Annotated in this window: 12 protein-coding genes and 1 rRNA gene; 6 read left to right on the top strand and 7 right to left on the bottom strand. The window is 45.7% G+C overall.

What is annotated here, in order from left to right; genetic code table 11:
- Positions 1-271, bottom strand: a 16S ribosomal RNA gene (locus BUB86_RS02160); the annotation flags it as partial.
- 510 nt (positions 272-781) lie between these two features.
- Here BUB86_RS02160 and tsaB point away from each other — a divergent pair.
- The 6 genes from tsaB to rseP all read left to right on the top strand — a co-directional run bounded on the left by tsaB (position 782) and on the right by rseP (position 6550).
- Positions 782-1471, top strand: coding sequence for a tRNA (adenosine(37)-N6)-threonylcarbamoyltransferase complex dimerization subunit type 1 TsaB (gene tsaB / locus BUB86_RS02155; RefSeq protein ID WP_073204583.1), 690 nt, complete (start codon positions 782-784; stop codon positions 1469-1471).
- Positions 1472-1473: 2 nt separating this feature from the next.
- On the top strand, positions 1474-2067 hold the full coding sequence (locus BUB86_RS02150) for a DUF4290 domain-containing protein (protein WP_073204645.1): 594 nt from the start codon (positions 1474-1476) through the stop codon (positions 2065-2067).
- A 5-nt stretch (positions 2068-2072) separates the two neighbouring features.
- Entirely contained in the window at positions 2073-3377 is a 1305-nt protein-coding gene (murA, locus tag BUB86_RS02145) for a UDP-N-acetylglucosamine 1-carboxyvinyltransferase (protein ID WP_073204580.1), read from the top strand.
- Between the two features lie 18 nt (positions 3378-3395).
- Complete coding sequence (gene rimM / locus BUB86_RS02140; RefSeq protein ID WP_073204577.1) at positions 3396-3905, top strand: ribosome maturation factor RimM; 510 nt, start codon at positions 3396-3398, stop codon at positions 3903-3905.
- The gene (locus BUB86_RS02135; protein ID WP_073204574.1) at positions 3902-5059 is read left to right on the top strand and encodes a 1-deoxy-D-xylulose-5-phosphate reductoisomerase; all 1158 of its coding nucleotides are present in this window, start codon (positions 3902-3904) and stop codon (positions 5057-5059) included. Before rimM ends, BUB86_RS02135 begins: the two co-directional genes overlap by 4 nt.
- 90 nt (positions 5060-5149) lie before the next feature.
- Positions 5150-6550, top strand: coding sequence for an RIP metalloprotease RseP (gene rseP, locus BUB86_RS02130; RefSeq protein WP_073204571.1), 1401 nt, complete (start codon positions 5150-5152; stop codon positions 6548-6550).
- Between the two features lie 139 nt (positions 6551-6689).
- Here the strand turns inward: rseP and BUB86_RS02125 are convergent, their stop codons facing one another.
- The 6 genes from BUB86_RS02125 to BUB86_RS02100 all read right to left on the bottom strand — a co-directional run bounded on the left by BUB86_RS02125 (position 6690) and on the right by BUB86_RS02100 (position 19604).
- A complete protein-coding gene (locus BUB86_RS02125; RefSeq protein WP_073204568.1) occupies positions 6690-9557 on the bottom strand; it encodes a glycoside hydrolase family 2 protein in 2868 nt (955 codons plus the stop codon).
- Positions 9558-9572: 15 nt separating this feature from the next.
- Positions 9573-12812, bottom strand: a complete 3240-nt coding sequence (locus BUB86_RS02120) for a TIM-barrel domain-containing protein (protein WP_073204566.1) — start codon at positions 12810-12812, stop codon at positions 9573-9575.
- A gap of 2 nt (positions 12813-12814) precedes the next feature.
- Positions 12815-15013, bottom strand: a complete 2199-nt coding sequence (locus BUB86_RS02115) for a GH92 family glycosyl hydrolase (protein WP_073204641.1) — start codon at positions 15011-15013, stop codon at positions 12815-12817.
- A 1244-nt stretch (positions 15014-16257) separates the two neighbouring features.
- Entirely contained in the window at positions 16258-17190 is a 933-nt protein-coding gene (locus tag BUB86_RS02110; protein ID WP_254795068.1) for a family 43 glycosylhydrolase, read from the bottom strand.
- Positions 17191-17243: 53 nt separating this feature from the next.
- The gene (locus BUB86_RS02105) at positions 17244-18830 is read right to left on the bottom strand and encodes a glycoside hydrolase family 71/99-like protein (RefSeq protein WP_073204560.1); all 1587 of its coding nucleotides are present in this window, start codon (positions 18828-18830) and stop codon (positions 17244-17246) included.
- Positions 18831-18833: 3 nt separating this feature from the next.
- Positions 18834-19604, bottom strand: coding sequence for a DUF3823 domain-containing protein (locus BUB86_RS02100; protein WP_073204638.1), 771 nt, complete (start codon positions 19602-19604; stop codon positions 18834-18836).
- Positions 19605-19613: the final 9 nt, after the last annotated feature.

Below are 19613 nucleotides of genomic sequence, written 5' to 3'. Positions count from 1 at the left end.
CCGTTACCCCGCCAACAACCTAATCAGACGCATCCCCATCCTATACCGATAAATCTTTGATTCAACTTAGATGTCCGCATTGAATAACATAGAGTATTAATCCGACTTTCGCCGGGCTATCCTCTAGTATAGGGAAGGTTGGATACGCGTTACTCACCCGTGCGCCGGTCGCCATCATTAGTAGCAAGCTACCAATATGCTGCCCCTCGACTTGCATGTGTTAAGCCTGTAGCTAGCGTTCATCCTGAGCCAGGATCAAACTCTTCACTGTAAAAAATTTGTTTTGTTTCTAGCATTACTAGCATAGCTAGCACGACTAGTATATCTGTCTCAGAACGACTATCCAAATTCAAGAAATTAAACGGTTTGTTCAATTACCCAAGAGCATTTCTGCTCTCGCTTCTTGTACTACTTCTGTCTATGTAAATCTTTCAAAGAACTCTTTCTTTTTGTTGCTTGTCAGGTGGTGTTCCTGATTTGCGGGTGCAAAGGTACGGCTTTTTTTTGAACTACCAAAACTTTTCCCAAGAAATTTTCATTTTTCATGCATTTTTTATGCTGCTCTTGATAATCATCAATCACAAAAATAGATTCACCTTATTATATATTATATAGAACTAGCATAACTAGCATAACTAGTGTGACTAGTTTTCCATCTCCCTTCCATCTCCCTTGCTACTCCCTTCCATATCCCTTCCAACGTTAATTTGTAATAAAACGATTGCCGTTTGCAAAAAAATGCGTACCTTTGCACTTTATTAATATAGGTTTAAGTTAAAGTATGTCGACGATATTACATATTGAAACCAGTACGGATGTTTGTTCCGTTGCTGTTTCAGAGGATTCACATGTTATCTTCCAACAGGAGGATCACAGCGGACCAAACCACGCAGAGAGCCTGGGCACGATGGTTGACGAGGCTCTATCATTTACCGATAATCATGCCATCCCATTTGATGCTGTAGCAGTAAGCTGCGGTCCTGGTTCATATACTGGGCTGCGCATCGGTGTTTCGATGGCTAAAGGCATCTGCTATGGCAGAAATCTGAAACTGATAGCTGTTCCTACCTTGGAACTGCTCTGCGTACCCGTACTGCTAAGAGAGATCCCTGAGGAGGACGCCCTACTCTGTCCGATGCTCGACGCACGCCGAATGGAGGTATATGCCGGTATCTACGACCGTGCACTGAAGCCAGTCCGCGAGATTGGTGCCGACATCGTGACCGAAGAGACATACAAAGAGTATCTCGACAAGCGCCCCGTATACTTCTTCGGCAACGGCGCCAAGAAATGTATGGAGACCATCAATCACCCCAATGCCCACCTGATTGAGGGCATCGAACCATTGGCTAAATGGATGCAGCCGTTGGCTGAAAAACGATTGCTTAACAATCAGACAGAGGATGTGGCCTACTTCGTGCCATACTATCTGAAGGACTTTGTGGCAAAACTTCCCAAGAAACTATTATGATTATGGATATTAAAGGATTAGATTACAACACTCAGCGAGAGAAGCTTGTGATGTCGGAGTATGGACGTGAGATCCAGAAGATGATAGAGATAGCCTGCGAGCTGCCCACAAAAGAAGAAAGGTTGAACTGCGCACAGACTATCATCAAGCTGATGGAGACTAAGAACCCACAACTGAGAGAAAACGATGACTTTGAGCAGACTCTCTGGAACCATCTGTATCTGATGAGCCACAGAGAACTTGAGATAGACTGGCCTTACAACATCAGCGAGGCCGACAGCATCATGTCGAAGCCCAAACCTATGAATCTGCCAAAGGATGGTGTAAGACTGCGCCACTACGGCAGACTGATAGAAGAACTGTTTGAAAAGCTGAAGGCTATGCCTGACGGAGAGGAGCGTGACACTCTGGTGAGATATACTGCCAACCAGATGAAGCGCGACTTGGCTCAATACGGACATGGATACATGGATGACGAGCGCATAGCCGACGATCTGGCTCGCTTTACCGATGGCGCAATCCAGATTGACTTGAACACATTTAAGTTCGATAAGGTTACCGTTAACGAAGAGAAGAAGGGTAAGAAAAAGAAGTAACCACTATGGCATCATTTATCATAGAAGGCGGCCATCTGCTGCAAGGAACCATCACACCACAGGGCGCAAAGAACGAAGCTCTGCAGGTTATCTGTGCCTCTTTGTTGACAGAGGAAGAGGTCATCATTCGCAATATTCCGAATATCCGCGATGTAAACAACCTCATCCAGCTGCTGCGTGATATAGGTGTGAAAGTAGCAAAGAAGGAGGAACATACCTATTCGTTCCAAGCCGATGAGCTGAATCTCGACTATCTGGAGAGCGATGAGTTTGTACAGAAATGTGCAGCCCTGAGAGGTAGCGTATTGATGATCGGTCCGTTACTGGCCCGAATGGGTAAGGCCATCATCACCAAACCTGGCGGCGACAAGATTGGTCGCAGAAGACTGGACACCCACTTTCTTGGTTTTGAGAAACTAGGTGCGACATTCAACCGCGTAGAAGGTCGCGACGTATACGAGATTTCAGCAAAGAAGTTGAAGGGAACATATATGTTGCTCGACGAAGCATCGGTTACCGGAACTGCCAACATCATCATGGCAGCAGTTTTTGCCAAAGGCACCACAACAATCTATAATGCCGCATGTGAGCCCTATCTACAGCAACTGTGTAAGATGCTGAACAACATGGGTGCACATATCAGTGGTATCGCATCAAACCTGCTGACCATCGAAGGCGTTAACAGCCTGCACGGCACCGATCACCAGATTCTGCCTGACATGATTGAGGTGGGATCGTTTATCGGCATGGCAGCCATGTGCGGCGATGGTATCCGTATCAAGAACGTCAGCATAGAGAATCTGGGTATCATCCCCGATGCTTTCCGCCGACTGGGCGTAAAGATCAAGGTAGAAGGTGACGACCTGTGGGTTCCACGACAGAAACATTATGAGATACAGTCGTTTATCGACGGTACCATCATGACACTGGCCGATGCACCTTGGCCAGGCCTGACACCAGACCTACTGAGTGTGCTGATAGTAGTAGCTACACAGGCTCGCGGCTCAGTGCTATTCCACCAGAAGATGTTCGAGAGTCGCCTGTTCTTCGTAGATAAACTGATAGATATGGGTGCACAGATTATCCTTTGCGATCCACACCGTGCCGTGGTAGTAGGTCACGACCGTAAGATAACGCTGAGAGGCGGACGCATGTCGAGTCCTGACATCCGTGCCGGTATCGCCCTGCTGATAGCAGCCATGAGTGCAAATGGTATCAGTCGTATCGACAATATCGAACAGATAGACCGTGGCTACGAGGATATCGAAGCCCGTCTGAACGCCCTCGGTGCGAAAATAACCAGAAACTAGAGGGGAGAAGCTAGAGATATGATTAGGACTGAAAAAGTATATAAGATAGGTAAGCTGGGCAAAGCGCACGGTGTAAAGGGAGAGATTAGTTTTCTCTTCGACGACGATGTGTTTGATCGTACTGATGCCGACTATCTGATACTCGACATCGATGGCATACTCGTACCGTTCTTTATAGAGGAATACCGCTTCAAGACCGATGACAATGCGTTGATGAAGTTTGAAGGTATCGACACGCAGGAACGTGCCCGAGAACTGACAGGATGCGAGGTATACTTTCCCCGAGATATGGCAGAGAATGATGAGGACCAGTTATCATGGGCAGCTATCGTAGGTTTCGAGCTGATAGATGCGAACTCTGGTAAAAGTGCCGGCCGCATCGCCTCTGTCGATGATTCTACAATCAACATCCTCTTCGAACTGGAAGACGGCAAACTGATTCCTGCATCAGAAGAGTTGATTACTAACGTAGATACAAAAAAACAACAATTATTCATTAATCTGCCGGAAGGCATTTTAGAGTTATGAAGAAACAAATAGCGATTCTCGGCTCTACGGGGTCGATAGGAACTCAGGCACTCGAAGTTATCGAGGAACATTCAGACCTTTACGAGGTCTACTGCCTGACAGCTAATAATAAGGTAGAACTGCTGGCCGAGCAGGCTCATAAGTTTAAGCCCGCCGCCATTGTGATAGCCAACGAGGCTCGTTACGACGAGTTGAAGAGTCTGATGAGCGACATGCCCGATGTGAAGGTGTATGCCGGTGCTCAGGCACTGAACGAGATAGTAGAAGCAGGCCCCATCAACATGGTGCTGACAGCCATGGTTGGATTCGCAGGATTGAACCCCACCATCCACGCTATCAAGGCAGGAAAGACTATTTGTCTGGCCAATAAGGAGACGCTGGTTGTAGCTGGCGAGCTGATTCTACAATTGGCTCAGCAGTATCACACCCCCATCCTGCCTGTTGATAGCGAACACTCAGCCATCTTCCAGAGTCTGGTAGGTGAGGATCAGAATCCAATCGAAAAGATTCTGCTGACAGCCAGCGGCGGTCCATTCCGCTTGAAGTCGATGGAAGAGATTGCCCACGTGACCAAGGCCGACGCCCTGCGCCACCCAACATGGGATATGGGCGCCAAGATTACCATCGACTCAGCTTCGATGATGAACAAGGGCTTCGAGGTGATTGAGGCCAAATGGTTGTTCGGCGTCGACGCCAAGCAGATTCAGGTATTGGTTCACCCACAGAGTATTGTTCACAGTGCCGTTCAATTCCAGGATGGAAGCGTAAAAGCCCAGCTTGGTGTGCCCGATATGCGTCTGCCTATCCAGTATGCATTCACATTCCCACAGCGTCTGCATCTGAGTGGTGAGCGCCTCGACCTGTTCAAGGCACAGCATCTGGACTTCTTCGAGCCCGATCTGAATAAATTCCGCTGCCTGGCCATGGCTTATGAGGCATTAGACAGGGGTGGTAACATGCCATGTATCGTGAATGCAGCCAACGAGATAGTAAACCGTGGATTCCTGGAGGACAAGTGCGGATTCCTGCAGATGGGCGATATCATCGCCGAGACCATGCAGCGCGCCACCTTCGACAAGAATCCAAGCTACGAGACCTACATCGCTACCGATGCCGAGGCTCGCAGAATAGCTACAGAACTTATGTACAAATAATGGAACACGAAGAAAGGAAGAAACAAGGGGTTATACGCGAAAAAAACTTCGTACCTTCGTATCTTCGTGTTCAATAATATATTAAACACAATGGATATATTCCTGATAAGATTATTACAGTTTATGCTGGCCATTGGCCTGCTGGTGCTGCTCCATGAGGGTGGCCACTTCTTCTTTGCCAAGCTCTTTGGCATCCGCGTAGAGAAGTTCTACCTGTTCTTCGACCCAAGCATCTGGAAGTGGGACGGTAGTTTGTTTAAATTCAAGCCCAAGAACAGCGACACACAATACGGTGTGGGTTGGTTGCCACTGGGTGGTTACTGTAAGATTGCCGGAATGATCGACGAGAGTTTCGATACCGAGCAGATGAAACAGCCCGAACAACCTTGGGAGTTCCGTAGCAAACCAGCTTGGCAGCGCCTATTGGTGATGATTGGCGGTGTATTGGTAAACTTTCTGTTGGCCCTGTTCATCTACTCTATGATTCTGTTCTACTGGGGCGACACCTATATCCCCACCAAGAACATGACACTGGGTATGAAGTTCAACACCGAGGCTAAGCAGTACGGATTCAAAGATGGTGATATCCTGGTAGGAACCGAGAAAGGAGAGTTCAAGGACTTCAGTGCCGACATGTATCGCGACCTGAGCGAGGCTACCCGTGCCGACATCATCCGTGATGGCAAGGCGATGAGCATCTCACTGCCAGGCGACATCAACCTGCTGGGGATGCTGAAGGCCGAGCCATCGTTCGTTCGTCCACTCATTCCCGCAGTAGTAGATAGCGTGATGGCAGATTCGCCTGCCGCCAAGATTGGATTGCAGAAGGGTGACAAGATTGTAGGCATCAACGGCAAGCCTATTGACAGCTACAATGAGTTTACCGACCAGCTCGGCGTACTCGAGGATATGATGACCGATGCAAAGAGTCAGGCAGATAGTTTGAAGATTCGTACAGCTACTATCGTAGTTTCGAGGAGTGTGGAGAGTGGAGTGAGAAGTGAGGATACTCTTGCCGTTACTCTTACTCCAGAGCTGAAACTCGGTTTCTTTGTTCAGACCATTGCTGGTCTTTACGAGCCGGTGACCAAGGAATACGGATTCTTTGAGAGCTTCCCCGCAGGTATCGCCTACGGCTTGAACGTGCTGAAGGGTTATGTGGGTGATATGAAGTATGTATTCACTGCCGACGGTGCAAAATCTATCGGTGGTTTCGGAGCTATTGGAAGCCTCTTCCCACCTGTATGGGATTGGTATCTGTTCTGGAAGATGACCGCATTCCTCAGCATTATCCTCGCATTCATGAACATTCTGCCTATCCCAGCTCTTGACGGTGGCCACGTGTTGTTCCTGTTCTACGAGATGATTACTCGTCGCAAACCATCAGAGACATTTATGATACGCGCCGAATACGTTGGTTTCGGCTTGCTGATACTCCTCATGGTATTTGCCAACCTCAACGATATTCTTCGTTGGTTAGGATACATGTAATTTTTTAGGTGCGAAAAGTGACAAAGCATCACTTTTACACCTAACACTCTGATTACGAAAAAGATAGGAGAGTGATGCTTATAGCTTAAGCATCACTCTCCTTTTCTAGCCATCACTCATACCAAAACAACTTGTTTTGCTACATGAGTTGAGTAGTTTTCTTCGATGTATCAACCGATGGATCAAGGAACAAGCTATTGTTTTGGGGCTGAATGTTTTCGTTCTTCATCTTCAACTGCTGCTTTACCATTTTCACCCCAGCATTGCAAAGAATTACAGACAATGTATTGAAACCTTTTGTAGTGTTTGTGAAATTTGTAAGCGTACTCACATATACATTATCATTCTTAACAAATACTGGCAGTGATGCAGTACACTCATTCTCTGACCGCAACAAGCCTGCAGTTTTTAGTTCTTCCGGACGCAGATTCCAGCTCCGCCAATCAGTTCTACAGGCATTCAGTAGTATCTCGCCCTCGTTTACGAAATCGCCCTTCATGGTATACTGTGAAGCATCGGTCTTTTGAACCTCACAAAAATAGAAATCGGCGTTTTGTAATCCCGACATCCATGAATGGTTCGCTGGAAGGAAAGAAGATCGCGTTAACCTATCGAACTGGAGAGATAGAGCATGGCCATCTGGTGAAGACAGAATGTCTTGGAAACAACCAACAGTTTCAGGAGTGATTCCCCAAAGCCATATAGCATTAGCCTGCTTCATCTTCTTCAAGTTACTAATTGACGTTGGTTTACTAGCATCAATAACGACGAGAGCATTTTTAGGATTATGGGCATAAATAACTCCTTGAGCATCCAGTATCTGTTTAAGATAACTATCAGAATCACCAATAAAGTACACTTCCAAAGATGATTTAACTGGGACTGACTTGTGATGTACATAAGCCATTGTATCAACAGTGGCATAGGTAGACCATGCACTCACAGGATCTGCATTGGCGGCACGTATAGCATCATAGAGTGGCCAAGTATCGTAGAGGGGCAGATTGGGATCATAGCCAGGATTAAGAGTTGTACTGTAGGGTCCTATACGTTCAGGCTGAACACCTGGCATCCCTTCAACGTATGGGCCAAAGAAAACGCCATCGGCCAAAGTTGGCGAAGTAGAGACATCCCGTTTACCTAAAGATAAAGGTTTCAAAGCGTACCATACCATATTAAACACAGTACTATAGGAGGCTCCCATCATACGCATATCTTTTATCAGATGATAACATTCGGTAGCCAAGCCCTCCATACGACCTTCAGCACTTTCAAAAGCCTTCTGGCCATTACATTTTGCCACCTGTTCAGGAGTTCCATAATAGCACATGCCCGTTTCTCCGATTCCCCATGGCTTACCAATATTACGCCAATTCTTCATGGCATTATTATCGCCATAATGGCCTACTGTAACAGGTAACATACCATCACCATCGTCTTCTCCATCAGACGATATCCATGGACGAGTGGGATCTATCTCACGAACCATATCGCGCCACACGCCCCATTCTTTTTTCTGCCTCTGCAGCAAATCCGGACGTTTAAACACATAGAGAATAACAGGTTTATTTTCGTTTGAAATACTCCATCCGAATACACTGGGATAGTTTCTATCTCTCTGGATGAAACGTCGCAGATGATCACGAGAATGCTCAAAGAATAACTCCGAGTCCAACTTTGGGCCGCCATCACTGGCCCAATTTGCCGTTTCGTCAAGCACACAGATTCCCATTTCGTCGGCCATCTCCATATACAGACGGGGATAGACCTGTGCATGTAGTCGGACGGCATTGCCATTCATTCCTTTAATAGCTGTATACCAGGCCCACGCATAGCGACGGGTGAGCTGAGGTACGCCCATGAAATGCCAAGAGTCGCTTTTCAAAGAATAAGGCCGGCCATTCAGGCATAACTGCATACCATCAAATGTCCACTCACGCCAACCAAACCGCAGATATTTTATATCAAGCAGCTGTTTTCCTTGTTTCATTGTGAGTAAAAGCGCATATAAATTGGGCTGTTCCGGTGTCCAGGACCGCAGCGTTCCATCATCCACAGGTATCTGGATTGTCTGAGTTGTTTGACTGTTGGCATCGACGACAGCCACTGACGCACATGTCAACGTTTCTTGTCCAAGGCTCCAATTGGGAACAGGGGCATTATCCACATCCGTCCCCGCATGGTTCAGCCATTCACGCACCTGTCCGGACAGTTCTATCTTCGCACGCTTTGAGGTATGATTCTCCAGAGTTACCTCCAACTCCAACAGCCCTTTTGAGAGAAGAGGTTTTGCAAAGATATCTTTCACTAGCACCTTGGGGGTAGCCACCAGATATACATCCTGCCAGATGCCATTGATGACATTGCCCCACATCGAACCTGCAGGAATGATACGTCGTCCGACAGTCGATTCATCCTCAAACAACCACTGACTACGTACCCCAACAAGGATCTCTGCCTGCTGACCAGGTTCAACAATGTCAGTCACATCAAGGTCGAATGGCAAGAACAAATCAAAATTCCTTCCTACCTCCTTACCATTCACCAACACAACCGTTTCTCCAGCAACAGCCTCGAAATGTAGTGTAATCAGTTTGGACTGCCAGTTGGATGGCACCTCTACCACTTTACGCATCCATGCCATCTTTACCTGATTCCACGTTGATGGATAGGAAGGGTAATTACGATGGTCAGGTCCTTCCAAATCGCTATAGGCAAAATCATTGATGTTCCATGGAGAGGGTATCTTGATTCTTGTGGTCTCCCAGGCATTCTGCTGTGGCATGGGCAAAGCCGGTGCTTCGCCTTTACCATGTACGAACCCCGCTGGCAGGTCAACAGGTTGAAAATCCCAGTAGCCATTCAAACAGATGTCGTCCCTATAAGGTTTCTCATACCTGTTCACCCACCCTTCAGTAGGTGCAAAGGTGTGATGATAAACCAGTTTCTGTGATTTTGCCGGCAGCGCAAATAGCAGCACTGCTGATAACAGTTTCAGATATTTCATTTCGAATGATGCCTATTACTTAATTCGTTTTGTTTCTCTTTTTCCTTGAACAACAGTTGCTATTGTACCATCGTCATGATAGAAGAGGCGATCGGCACAAATACTGCGCAGATTACCCTGATGGGACAGTGTGCAACAATGATAGAACGCATACCATTGCCCTTTGAACTCTACCACAGAGCCATGAGAAGTATCACAGTCTGTGGGTTCCAAATACACCCCTTTATACTCCCATGGACCAAGGGGTGAGTGACTCATGCAATAACGTAAACGGTTTCTCTGTACACCATTCTCCACATAGTTATCAGCATAAGTAAGGTAATACCAGCCATTGTATTTATGTACATAAGGTGCTTCATGAAAATCGACTATCCCCTTCATTGGACTCATCTCCCCATCCAGTTCCACCATATTATCCTTTAACTTTCCCCCATAGCAATCCGGTCCCGTTCCACCGCCGTTATAGATATAGGCCTGGCCGTCGTCATCAACGAACACACAAGGATCAATGGCAGAAGGCGCCCCCTTGATATAGCCCACGACCTTAAACCCGCTGGCAGGTTTGTCACTAACAGCCACGCCAATCTTCCAGCTATGAAAGGTCTCGGTTTCGCTGGGGTGTGGAAAATAGAAATAGTATTTCCCATTCTTATAGGCACAGTCGGGTGCCCACATCCATCCTCCCTCCTTACGTCCCCAAGGCACCTGGCTTTGACGCAATATCTCACCATGGTCAATCCAATGTACCATATCATCTGTTGAGAACACATGATAAGCATCCATCAGATCACATCCGCGCGCAGGGTAGATATCATGTGAGGCATAAACATATAAGCGGCCATCAGCCCAGACATGAGCTGACGGGTCAGCCGTATAGATATGCGTGATGAAGGGATTAGCAGCCATCTGACGGCATGCCACTTGTTTTCCCGACATATCAACAGTTGTGCGCCTGCCATCATATGTAACCATCTGACTACCGGTCATGGCACGCCCATCGGCTAAAGGCTGTTCCGGAGTTACCACCACAACACGGAAGGTGCGCTGCTGTATCATACCCGGATACGCCCCGTTACGTTCACCTATCGTGAGCTGTTTTGCCTGGTCGTCCCAATGGAAGCGGATCTCGGAAGACTGACTCTGCTCATAGCCATAGCCGTCGAAGGCATCTTCATAGAGTGTAAAATCACCATCAGCCCCGGGATAGACTCTGATCTCCATATCATCCCACTTCTTCTCGGTGGCATACTGCACATCTGGTCCCCACGGCATGATGGAGCCAGCTTTGACATAAAGCGGGATGACGTGATAAGGCGCCTGTTTATACAGCCATTGTCCGCCTTTCAATGTCTCACCTGTCCAAAAATCCACCCAATCATTCCCTGAAGGGAGATAAACCTGCCGGCCATCTGCCTTATCAGATAGCATGGGCGCAACGAGGAAGCTTTGTCCGAACAGATATTCGTCAATGATCTCTGCTGCCTGGCTATCATGCGGGAAGTAAAGAGGCAAGGCACCCATTAACAACTCGCCTTTCGTGTTTAGCTGATGCACCTGGGAATAAAGCCAAGGCAGAAGGCGATAACGCAACCGGATGTATCGTAGGATATTATCATAGGTACCCTCGGCATCGCCTTCGGTACCATAGTTCCAGATCTCGCGTGGTGTATTCGTGCCATGGAAACGCAGCATCGGAGTAAAGGTGGAAAACTGTGTCCAACGCGCAAAGAGACGACGATAAGCCGGATTCTGACATCCCCCCTCAAAATCACGGACCCAGAATCCGCCCGTATCACTATTCCAGAGTGGGAAGCCACTGATAGATGCATTCAAGGCTGCAGGAATTTGATGAGCCAATGTCTGCCACGAGGCATCAATATCACCACTCCACACGAAGGCGCCTGTACGCTGCATACCTGCAAAAGCAGAACGGGTAAGCATGCTAACCCGCTTATGAGCTAGTGATGGGGTTTGACGATGATGATGATATACCCCCAATACCGTTGCCAAAGGAAAGGCGTTACGTAACGACCGCCATGTACGTCCTGCACCAGTCACAAAGTTCATATCGGCCTCACTGCCCGCATAATCCGGTTCGGTAGAGTCCAACCACAACGCATCAACCCCATGGCGCAACAACCCCTCGTAGATATGATGCCAATAATAACTACGAGCATAGCTATCGAAAGCATCATAGACACGTGACTCCACATCATTAGGGAACGACTTTCCTGGTAACAGCTTTCCTAAGGACTGCAGATGCTGATACTGTTCTGTAGCAGGACCATAGTCGGGCCACACAGAGACCAGCAATTTGGCATGAAGGGCATGTATTGAGTCTATCATCTGCTGATAGTTAGAAAAGGCAGGGTTTAGGAATTGTTGTGCATTCCAATGCTGATTGTCGCCCCAGTACTGCCAATCCTGTACGATGCCATCGACAGGAACACGAAGACTACGTAAGCGTTTCAGAGCATCAAGCAACTCACGGCTGCTGGTATAACGTTCCCTACTCTGCCACACACCGAGATTCCAAAGAGCAGGCATAGACACATGACCCGTCAGGTCGAAAAGTGCACGCTGGGCAGATGCAACATCATTGCCCACAAGCACATAATAGTCGATGGCACGCCCGATTGAGGTGAACGAGGTAGCACGTGTATCATCGTCGAAATCGGTAGGAGAATAGTTTTCCCAATACAGTGCATACCCTTTTGACGACAGAAACATCGGGATACAGATTTTCATATTCTCATTCACTAACCTTATGTGCTGACCACGCTGATTCAGAAGTCCATTTTGTATCTGCCCCAATCCATAAATCCGCTCATTTGGCGACAACGTGAATGATTGTTGGATAGTATAAGAATCAAACGGTCCGTCCTTACGCGGAGTAAAACTAGCCGATTGCTCGGTGATAAGAAGCTGACCATCCAACCGACTTATTCTTATATTACCTGAGCGCTGATGATAATCAACAACAACCTTGTTTGTGGTCATCAACAGATGCTGCTTACGCTCTTCACACTGGAACACAGAAAGTGGAGTGCCTTGCGCTAAAACCACAAGACTATCGGACTTGTATTGCACATCGGGCGATTTTGTGACATGTATAACACTATCGTTCAGGAACGATATATCAACATAATAGCCTCGATGATAAACTTTAATTCCATTTCGGTCATTTTTACACTTGGCTGTTGCAAAGCCTGCTAACAATAACTGTACCAATACAACTATAACAAACCTTCTCATACTTATTCAATAAATTGAGCTGATGGAGGAGCAGCATCTAATGAGGTTCCCCATGACTTATTTGGTTCTGGTCCCATCTGTAGTTCAAGTATTCCACCCTGCATAACCTGCTCGTGACTGATCCAGGGTTTATCCCATGGCTGACCATTGAACATAGCACTCTGAATATATTTATTCTGTACGGAGGCCCTGTGGGCACGAACCTCAAATACTTTGCCATTCGACAAAGAGAGAATGGCAGAAGGGAAGAGAGGAGAACCGATGTTATAAACAGGAAGTCCAGGAGTGACAGGATAGAGTCCTACTGACGAGAATACGACAAAAGCAGTCATACCACCACCATCCTCATCGCCAGGAACACCCATCAAGTCGTTACGATACCAAGTACGCAGACACTGACGGATACGTTTCTGAGTCATCCAAGGCTGTCCTGCGTAATTATACAAATAAGGAATATGGAATGAAGGTTCATTTGCCATCGAGAACATACCAATATTCCCAGTGTGGTCGGGGAACATGGCGTAGAATTCCGGTTTGCTCTTACCAAGAGGTTCTGCAAATGTCTGGTTCAGATTCTTTACAAACTGTTCGCGTCCACCCATCAACCTAACAAGGTCTTCCACATTATGAGGCACATCCCAACGATAAATCCAGCCATTATTCTCATCATAATACTGACGTGCTCCTGGGCCTCCGTCGTAACGATAGTCGAAAGGCGTAATAAACTCGCCCTCCTTATTCTTGGGATGGAAGAAACCCGTCTTGGGGTTATATAGCTTCTGATAATTCAAGCTCTGGGTTGCATACCTTTCTGCAATTTCCATCCATCGTTGCTTTTCCTTCTTTTTCGAATGATCAGCAATATGTTTGGCAATTTTGGAGAGTGCAAATGCATCATAGCTTGTACCTAGGGTGACAGCTACTGGCTGACGTTTCTCCCATCCATTCACATTGGGATCAATTTCGGGTTCATTAGGATTCAAAGCAGGAATATAACCATGTTCCTTATAGAAATGATCAATCCAACCAGCCTTTGCGCCCGACCATGGTGCAAGCGTTTTTTCTTCCAATGCTTTTTGCGAATAACGGAAAACCTTCTGTATATCTACCTTCAACCCCTTAGCCAGTGCATCGGCCATTGATGGTATTCCGTGATTAGAATTCATACGTCGGGAGTCACCATTCAATTCAGGAAAGGTAGGTAACCATTCCGTTCCCATCTGCTCGGCCATCAACAGGAAGGAATTAAGGATATGTTCCTCCTTGGTCTGATCTAACAATGTGCGTAAAGGATGAGCAGCCCTATAGGTATCCCATATCCAATCGTCATTGTAGAATGGTGTGCCGTAATCTTCATGAACTTTTCCATCGAAAGGGCTCCAATAACGGCCATCTTCGCTCATACAAACCGGACGTTCGAATGTACGATAATAAGAGGTATAGAATACAGCAAGGTTATTCTCGTCATCACTATTCACATTGATATGATTCAGTGTTCCATTCCATATCATCCGGCCATCAGCCGCTATACGACTAATATCATAGTCAGTAATCTCACGATAAAGATTTGCTTTGGCCTGTTCCTCACTAATAAAAGATATGCCGTAACGCAAATGTACTTTCTGAGTACCTCTAGGATAAGATAGTGCCACACCACTCGTTTTAGCCTTCGAAGGAAGGATAAAAGATTGCTTGGGATGTTCCTGCGATTCCAGATAAATATATACCCTTGTATTGTTACTTACACGTCCACCTACTCGTTGCCATCCCTTTATGACGTTCCCTACAGCACTAACTTCGCCATCATTAGTTGAGAGGATAATATTGGGAGTATCGGCAGCAGTAAAGTCTAACTCATACAAAGCCGATTGATGACTAACCGCAAAATGGGCTTTTATCTGATCATCGAGAGTAATATAAAATTCGTATGGGCGTATCGTCTCATTATCATAGGTATAATTCTTGGTTAATGACAAATCACTACCAGACTGCGGCAACAGATTAAATGCAGATTGTTCACGATGATTGGTCACAATAATTGGCAAACCTGTGACATATTCTGAAGTATAGTCGGCACGCGAGGGATACACCCTTAGCATACTGTTTGGCAGATGAATCGTTGGAAACGTAGGGACAAGCATGTGACTAATATTACCTATGTAAGGGTTTACATAGTCAACAGGTTCCTTCTGACGAACCATTGTTTCATGTTTCAACTTCTTTGAGGCTTCGCCTGCCAAACGCAGATAATGGTCGTTGTCTATACCCTCCTCCAATGCCACAAACTCAGAGCCTGGACAACCAACAGGTACACGGCTGGCTATTTTATAGATAGCAGTACCTTCATCAATCTCGTCGAACATGGCTACATAAATCATTTCTGCTCCACTCTGAATAGCATTATCTAGCTGTAGCTGGAAGAAGCGTCCTTTATTTCGGGGTATCTCAACAGCAGGCTTCTGTGGATAATGCATGTTATGCCATGAAAAGCCAGGATAACAAAGAGGGGCGTAATCCACCCCATGGGTTTTAGCCCAACTAAGGTCATCAAGTATATGTTGACGGTACCTGAGGTTATAGGCTGTCTCATCGTAACGCCCAACAAACCACGGCATGACAACATCGCACTGTTGAATCAAGTCATGAAGACGGGAATCATTCTCAGTATCTTCACATAGGCGGCGCCAATGAGTAGGCACACCAAGCATGATACTAAATCCAAGTTTCTTCAGTCCATTGATAATCGTCTGAGCCTCATCAATTCCATATTTTCGATGGTCATTAAAACCGACTCCCCATACAGCCACCAAAGGGCGACCATTGTGATAGAGATATGAAGGATTCTTGGAATGTTCCTTCAAAGAATGCTCTTCAGATAGTTCCTTAATGTCGCTGAGCAATAATAGTTCCTCACCAGGATTCATACCACTAAGATCATACATGATACAGATAGCGCGGTCATACTTATTGGCGGCGGTCATAGCCGAGGCTAATACACGATTAAAATGATGCTTCCCACTTTTGTTACGAATCTCAGCCACAAAACGCTGCATGAACACACCATCAAGACCATACTCCTGCATCCATCGGAAATGGGTATCAACAGAAGATGCATCATAAGGAGAATATAGTCGAGCTACAGAACCATCTTCGAATTTGAACGGTGAGGGATAAGTCTTTTCGTATTCCGACACATCAGGCCAGAAATCCACATTGGTGGAACCCGGACGGAAGCCATTCCGTCCTTGATAGTGATGCCACCCCCGGTTAGCGCCGTCATCAGGGGTGTTTTGCCACCCCTGATATCCGGCCATAACTAACCCACGATAAGAGTTATACATCTTACCGCCCCTATACTCCGCTGCTCTCGCAGAAGAGACACAGAAAAACATCAAAAAAACTACTAACTTTACTAACATAATAATATAGCGGGATCTAAATCACATTAATGCTGTTTAACAAGTTTGATTGTACCATTATCGTTATAGTACAAGCGATCTACGCAAATTGAACGCAAGTTGCCATGATTGGAAAGTGCCTGGTTATGATAAAACAAGAACCACTCTCCCTTATATTCTACGATAGAGCCATGGGTAGTGTCACATCCCGTTGGCAGCAACAGTATTCCTTTATAATCCCATGGACCTAATGGCGACTTGCTCATGGCATAATGCATACGGTTTGCACCGCGTCCATTTTCCGTATGATTATCAGCATAGGTTAGATAATACCACTCACCACGTTTATGAACCCATGTGGCTTCATGAAAGTCGGTCAAGCCTTCCATATCTCTCAATGGCTCTGCCAACTCTATCATATCATCCTTCATTTTAGCACCCATACAGCGACCACCGCCACCATAATAGAAATAAGGAGTACCATCAGTATCAACAAACACACAAGGATCGATCATTGCAAAGTGTTCGGTAATCTCCTTGATATAACCTACAGGCTCAAATCCCGAATCCGGTTTATCACTTACTGCTACACCTACCTGCCATGTATCATTCCAGTTACTACCACTAGGATGTGGGAAATAGAAGTAATACTTTCCATTCTTGTAGGCACAATCAGGAGCCCACATAAAACCTCCTTCAGGTCGCCCCCACGATACTTGGGAAGAGTTCAGTATCTCGCCATGGTCTTTCCAGTTGACCATATCATCGGTTGAAAAGACATGATACTGATCCATCAAGTCGCAACCACGTGGCGGATTAACGTCATGCGATGGATAGACATACAATCTACCATCCTTCCATACATGTGCCGAAGGGTCGGCTGTATACATATGAGTAACAAACGGATTAGCTGGCAGTTCACCAATCTTATCCTCCTTTGATTCGCGTGATGTGCTACAAGCAAGCAAACATGTTGTCATACCTGCAACCATAAAGATCTTTGCTGTATTATAAAGTTTCATATATGTAAAATTTATCGTGTTGGAATCTCTTTTGTCATTTTAATCTGTCCATTAAGCATCTTACGGCCTTCACCTGTTAACCACAGATAATAATCTGTTGGTTTGTCGTCATCTATTCCCTGGAAACAGATATTCAAAGAACTAGCCAGTTCACTCCACTGAATAGAAGAGCCTGTGCGCTGACTTGTAGAAACAGAATAACTGCCATTAGAACTATAATTCACATAATAATCTTCAGACGCTATATTACTAGGAACCTTGCTAACATTCAACTGCTTAAATATTGCAGTACCTTCATCCATCTCATCAAACATACCGACGTAGATAGCTTGTGTTCCGTTCTTGATATCATAGTAGAACTGATTCCAGAAGAACTTTCCACCAAATCGGAAGCCTGTGTTTGTATGGTCTGGAGAATCTTTACCATTATTCGGATGCATATTACGATCGCTTCCGCCAGGAAATATATGTTCTGCATAAACCACACGATGACCATCTGATGAATAGGTCTTGGCGGTTGCAATATCCTGTTTAATTCGAGTCTGCCAATCATTGTTTGTAAAGTTATCATGACCATAACGACCAACATACCATGGAATGAAAGCATCGCACTGCTTTATAAGTTTGATAAGCTCTGTATGCTCCGAACCGCCTACGCAATCATTGCCTCCTTGGCGCCAATATCCTGGGCAGCCTAGCATAATACTCCAGCCCTGAGCCTTTAACTCGTCAACATAAGTTTTAAGGAAAGACGGTTTAGGATGATTATCATCATTAAATCCAGCTCCCCAAAGAGCAAGCATCGGTTTACCATTTTCATAAAGGTAGTATTTCTGTTTTGAGCGGTCGTTCAGCTTATATTTATTCATCAGTTCTTGTGCATCATTAATCATGATTCTCATTTTTGCATCAGTTGTTATGCCACTCATATCATACATCACTGCAATGGCACGCTGGTACTCATTTGAAGCATTCATAGCATTATCAAGAACCACATCAAAATGATCCTTATGCCGAGAATCCATAATCTCACCAACAAAGCGCTGCATGAATGCACCATCAATGTTATATTGCTTCATCCATTTGAAATGAGTCATAACAGTCTGTCGATCATATGAACTAAACACCGTGGCATGAGTACCGTCAGGCATTACAAATGGAGAACTGTAACCCGTAAGATCTCCATCCCCAACAACATACTTGTTCTCATATTCAGACATGTCGGGCCAGAAATCAATACTGTTACGTAACACTCCTGGTCGGAATTGCTCATTTTCGCGATAATGATACCATCCTTCGTTAGGATATACAGTGGTTAAAGGCGACTTATCTCCTGGAGTTCCAAACCATCCTTGATAACCACACATAACCAACCCTACATACGTTTCGTAAGGTTCTCCTTCCTGATGAGCTTTAAAACCATCACCTAGGCTATTATATTCAGCGACAGGCTCTGTAGTACCAGGATTTGAGGGGGGGGCTGGTATCACGGCTGGTGGAATATAATCGTCATTGCCACCACCAGAACAAGCCATGATGGAGAGGCCAATAAAGGCCTCTACCACCAACATGCCACATAACTTAACTTTACACTTCATATTTTACTGAGGAATTGTTACTGATTTAATCTCCGAATAGTTCCAATGGTTATACTGATCGTTCATGTTAACACCCATACGAACCCAATAATTATAGCCACGCTTTACCGGCAAACGGAATTCATAGGTCAGATTGCCTTCACCAGTCTCCATATCGCCAATTGCACTCCAGCCTTTTCTGACATTGACACGCCACTGATCATTATAATAATAGCTCATGCACATGGAGGCACCGCAGGTTTCGTTATTACTCACGAAAGGACGTATTTCACGTACTTGTGGCATATCCATACCATTATACCCCTTTGGATATGGAGCATACAAGCGTCCACTTACTACTAATGTATCATAAGCCGATTCTGGACATTTCAAGAGTTCAGTTGCAAAATCCTTGACTTTAACATATGGAGTTACAATAAAATCTTGAGTAGCGTTGTTATTATTTCCAATCTGTACGCCACGGATCGTATCGACAGGGAACCAAGGACCATCTACAGGGCACATATCGTAGGTTCCTGCAAACAGTTTATTATTGACATAAGTACCGTCAGACTTGATATGTAGTCCTTGTTCTGCCGGGTTAGTGCTAAAGCTCTTCTCCCATATTTTAATATGGTTGTCGCCCACACATCCCACATATGGGAGTCCTGTTGTTGAGTCAATGATGTTGCCTCTTATAGATGCAGCAGGCTCATCAAAGTTATCAATCTCCATACAAGACACAAATCCAAACATAGTGATGCTGGCGATCAGGCCTAAATGTAACTTTTTCATATTCATCAT

Source organism: Xylanibacter ruminicola, from assembly GCF_900142525.1.
Taxonomy (GTDB): Bacteria; Bacteroidota; Bacteroidia; order Bacteroidales; family Bacteroidaceae; genus Prevotella; species Prevotella ruminicola_A.
The sequence above is the reverse complement of the archived record's forward strand: the minus strand, read 5'-3'. Positions and strand labels throughout refer to the sequence as shown.

Coding starts and splice junctions, on each gene's coding strand:
- BUB86_RS02150 (WP_073204645.1), top strand. CDS start 1,474: ATGGATATTAAAGGATTAGATTACAACACTCAGCGAGAGAAGCTTGTG.
- tsaB (WP_073204583.1), top strand. CDS start 782: ATGTCGACGATATTACATATTGAAACCAGTACGGATGTTTGTTCCGTT.
- BUB86_RS02125 (WP_073204568.1), bottom strand. CDS start 9,557: ATGAAATATCTGAAACTGTTATCAGCAGTGCTGCTATTTGCGCTGCCG.
- BUB86_RS02120 (WP_073204566.1), bottom strand. CDS start 12,812: ATGAGAAGGTTTGTTATAGTTGTATTGGTACAGTTATTGTTAGCAGGC.
- rseP (WP_073204571.1), top strand. CDS start 5,150: ATGGATATATTCCTGATAAGATTATTACAGTTTATGCTGGCCATTGGC.
- BUB86_RS02110 (WP_254795068.1), bottom strand. CDS start 17,190: ATGACAACATGTTTGCTTGCTTGTAGCACATCACGCGAATCAAAGGAG.
- murA (WP_073204580.1), top strand. CDS start 2,073: ATGGCATCATTTATCATAGAAGGCGGCCATCTGCTGCAAGGAACCATC.
- rimM (WP_073204577.1), top strand. CDS start 3,396: ATGATTAGGACTGAAAAAGTATATAAGATAGGTAAGCTGGGCAAAGCG.
- BUB86_RS02135 (WP_073204574.1), top strand. CDS start 3,902: ATGAAGAAACAAATAGCGATTCTCGGCTCTACGGGGTCGATAGGAACT.
- BUB86_RS02100 (WP_073204638.1), bottom strand. CDS start 19,604: ATGAAAAAGTTACATTTAGGCCTGATCGCCAGCATCACTATGTTTGGA.
- BUB86_RS02105 (WP_073204560.1), bottom strand. CDS start 18,830: ATGAAGTGTAAAGTTAAGTTATGTGGCATGTTGGTGGTAGAGGCCTTT.
- BUB86_RS02115 (WP_073204641.1), bottom strand. CDS start 15,013: ATGGTTCGTCAGAAGGAACCTGTTGACTATGTAAACCCTTACATAGGT.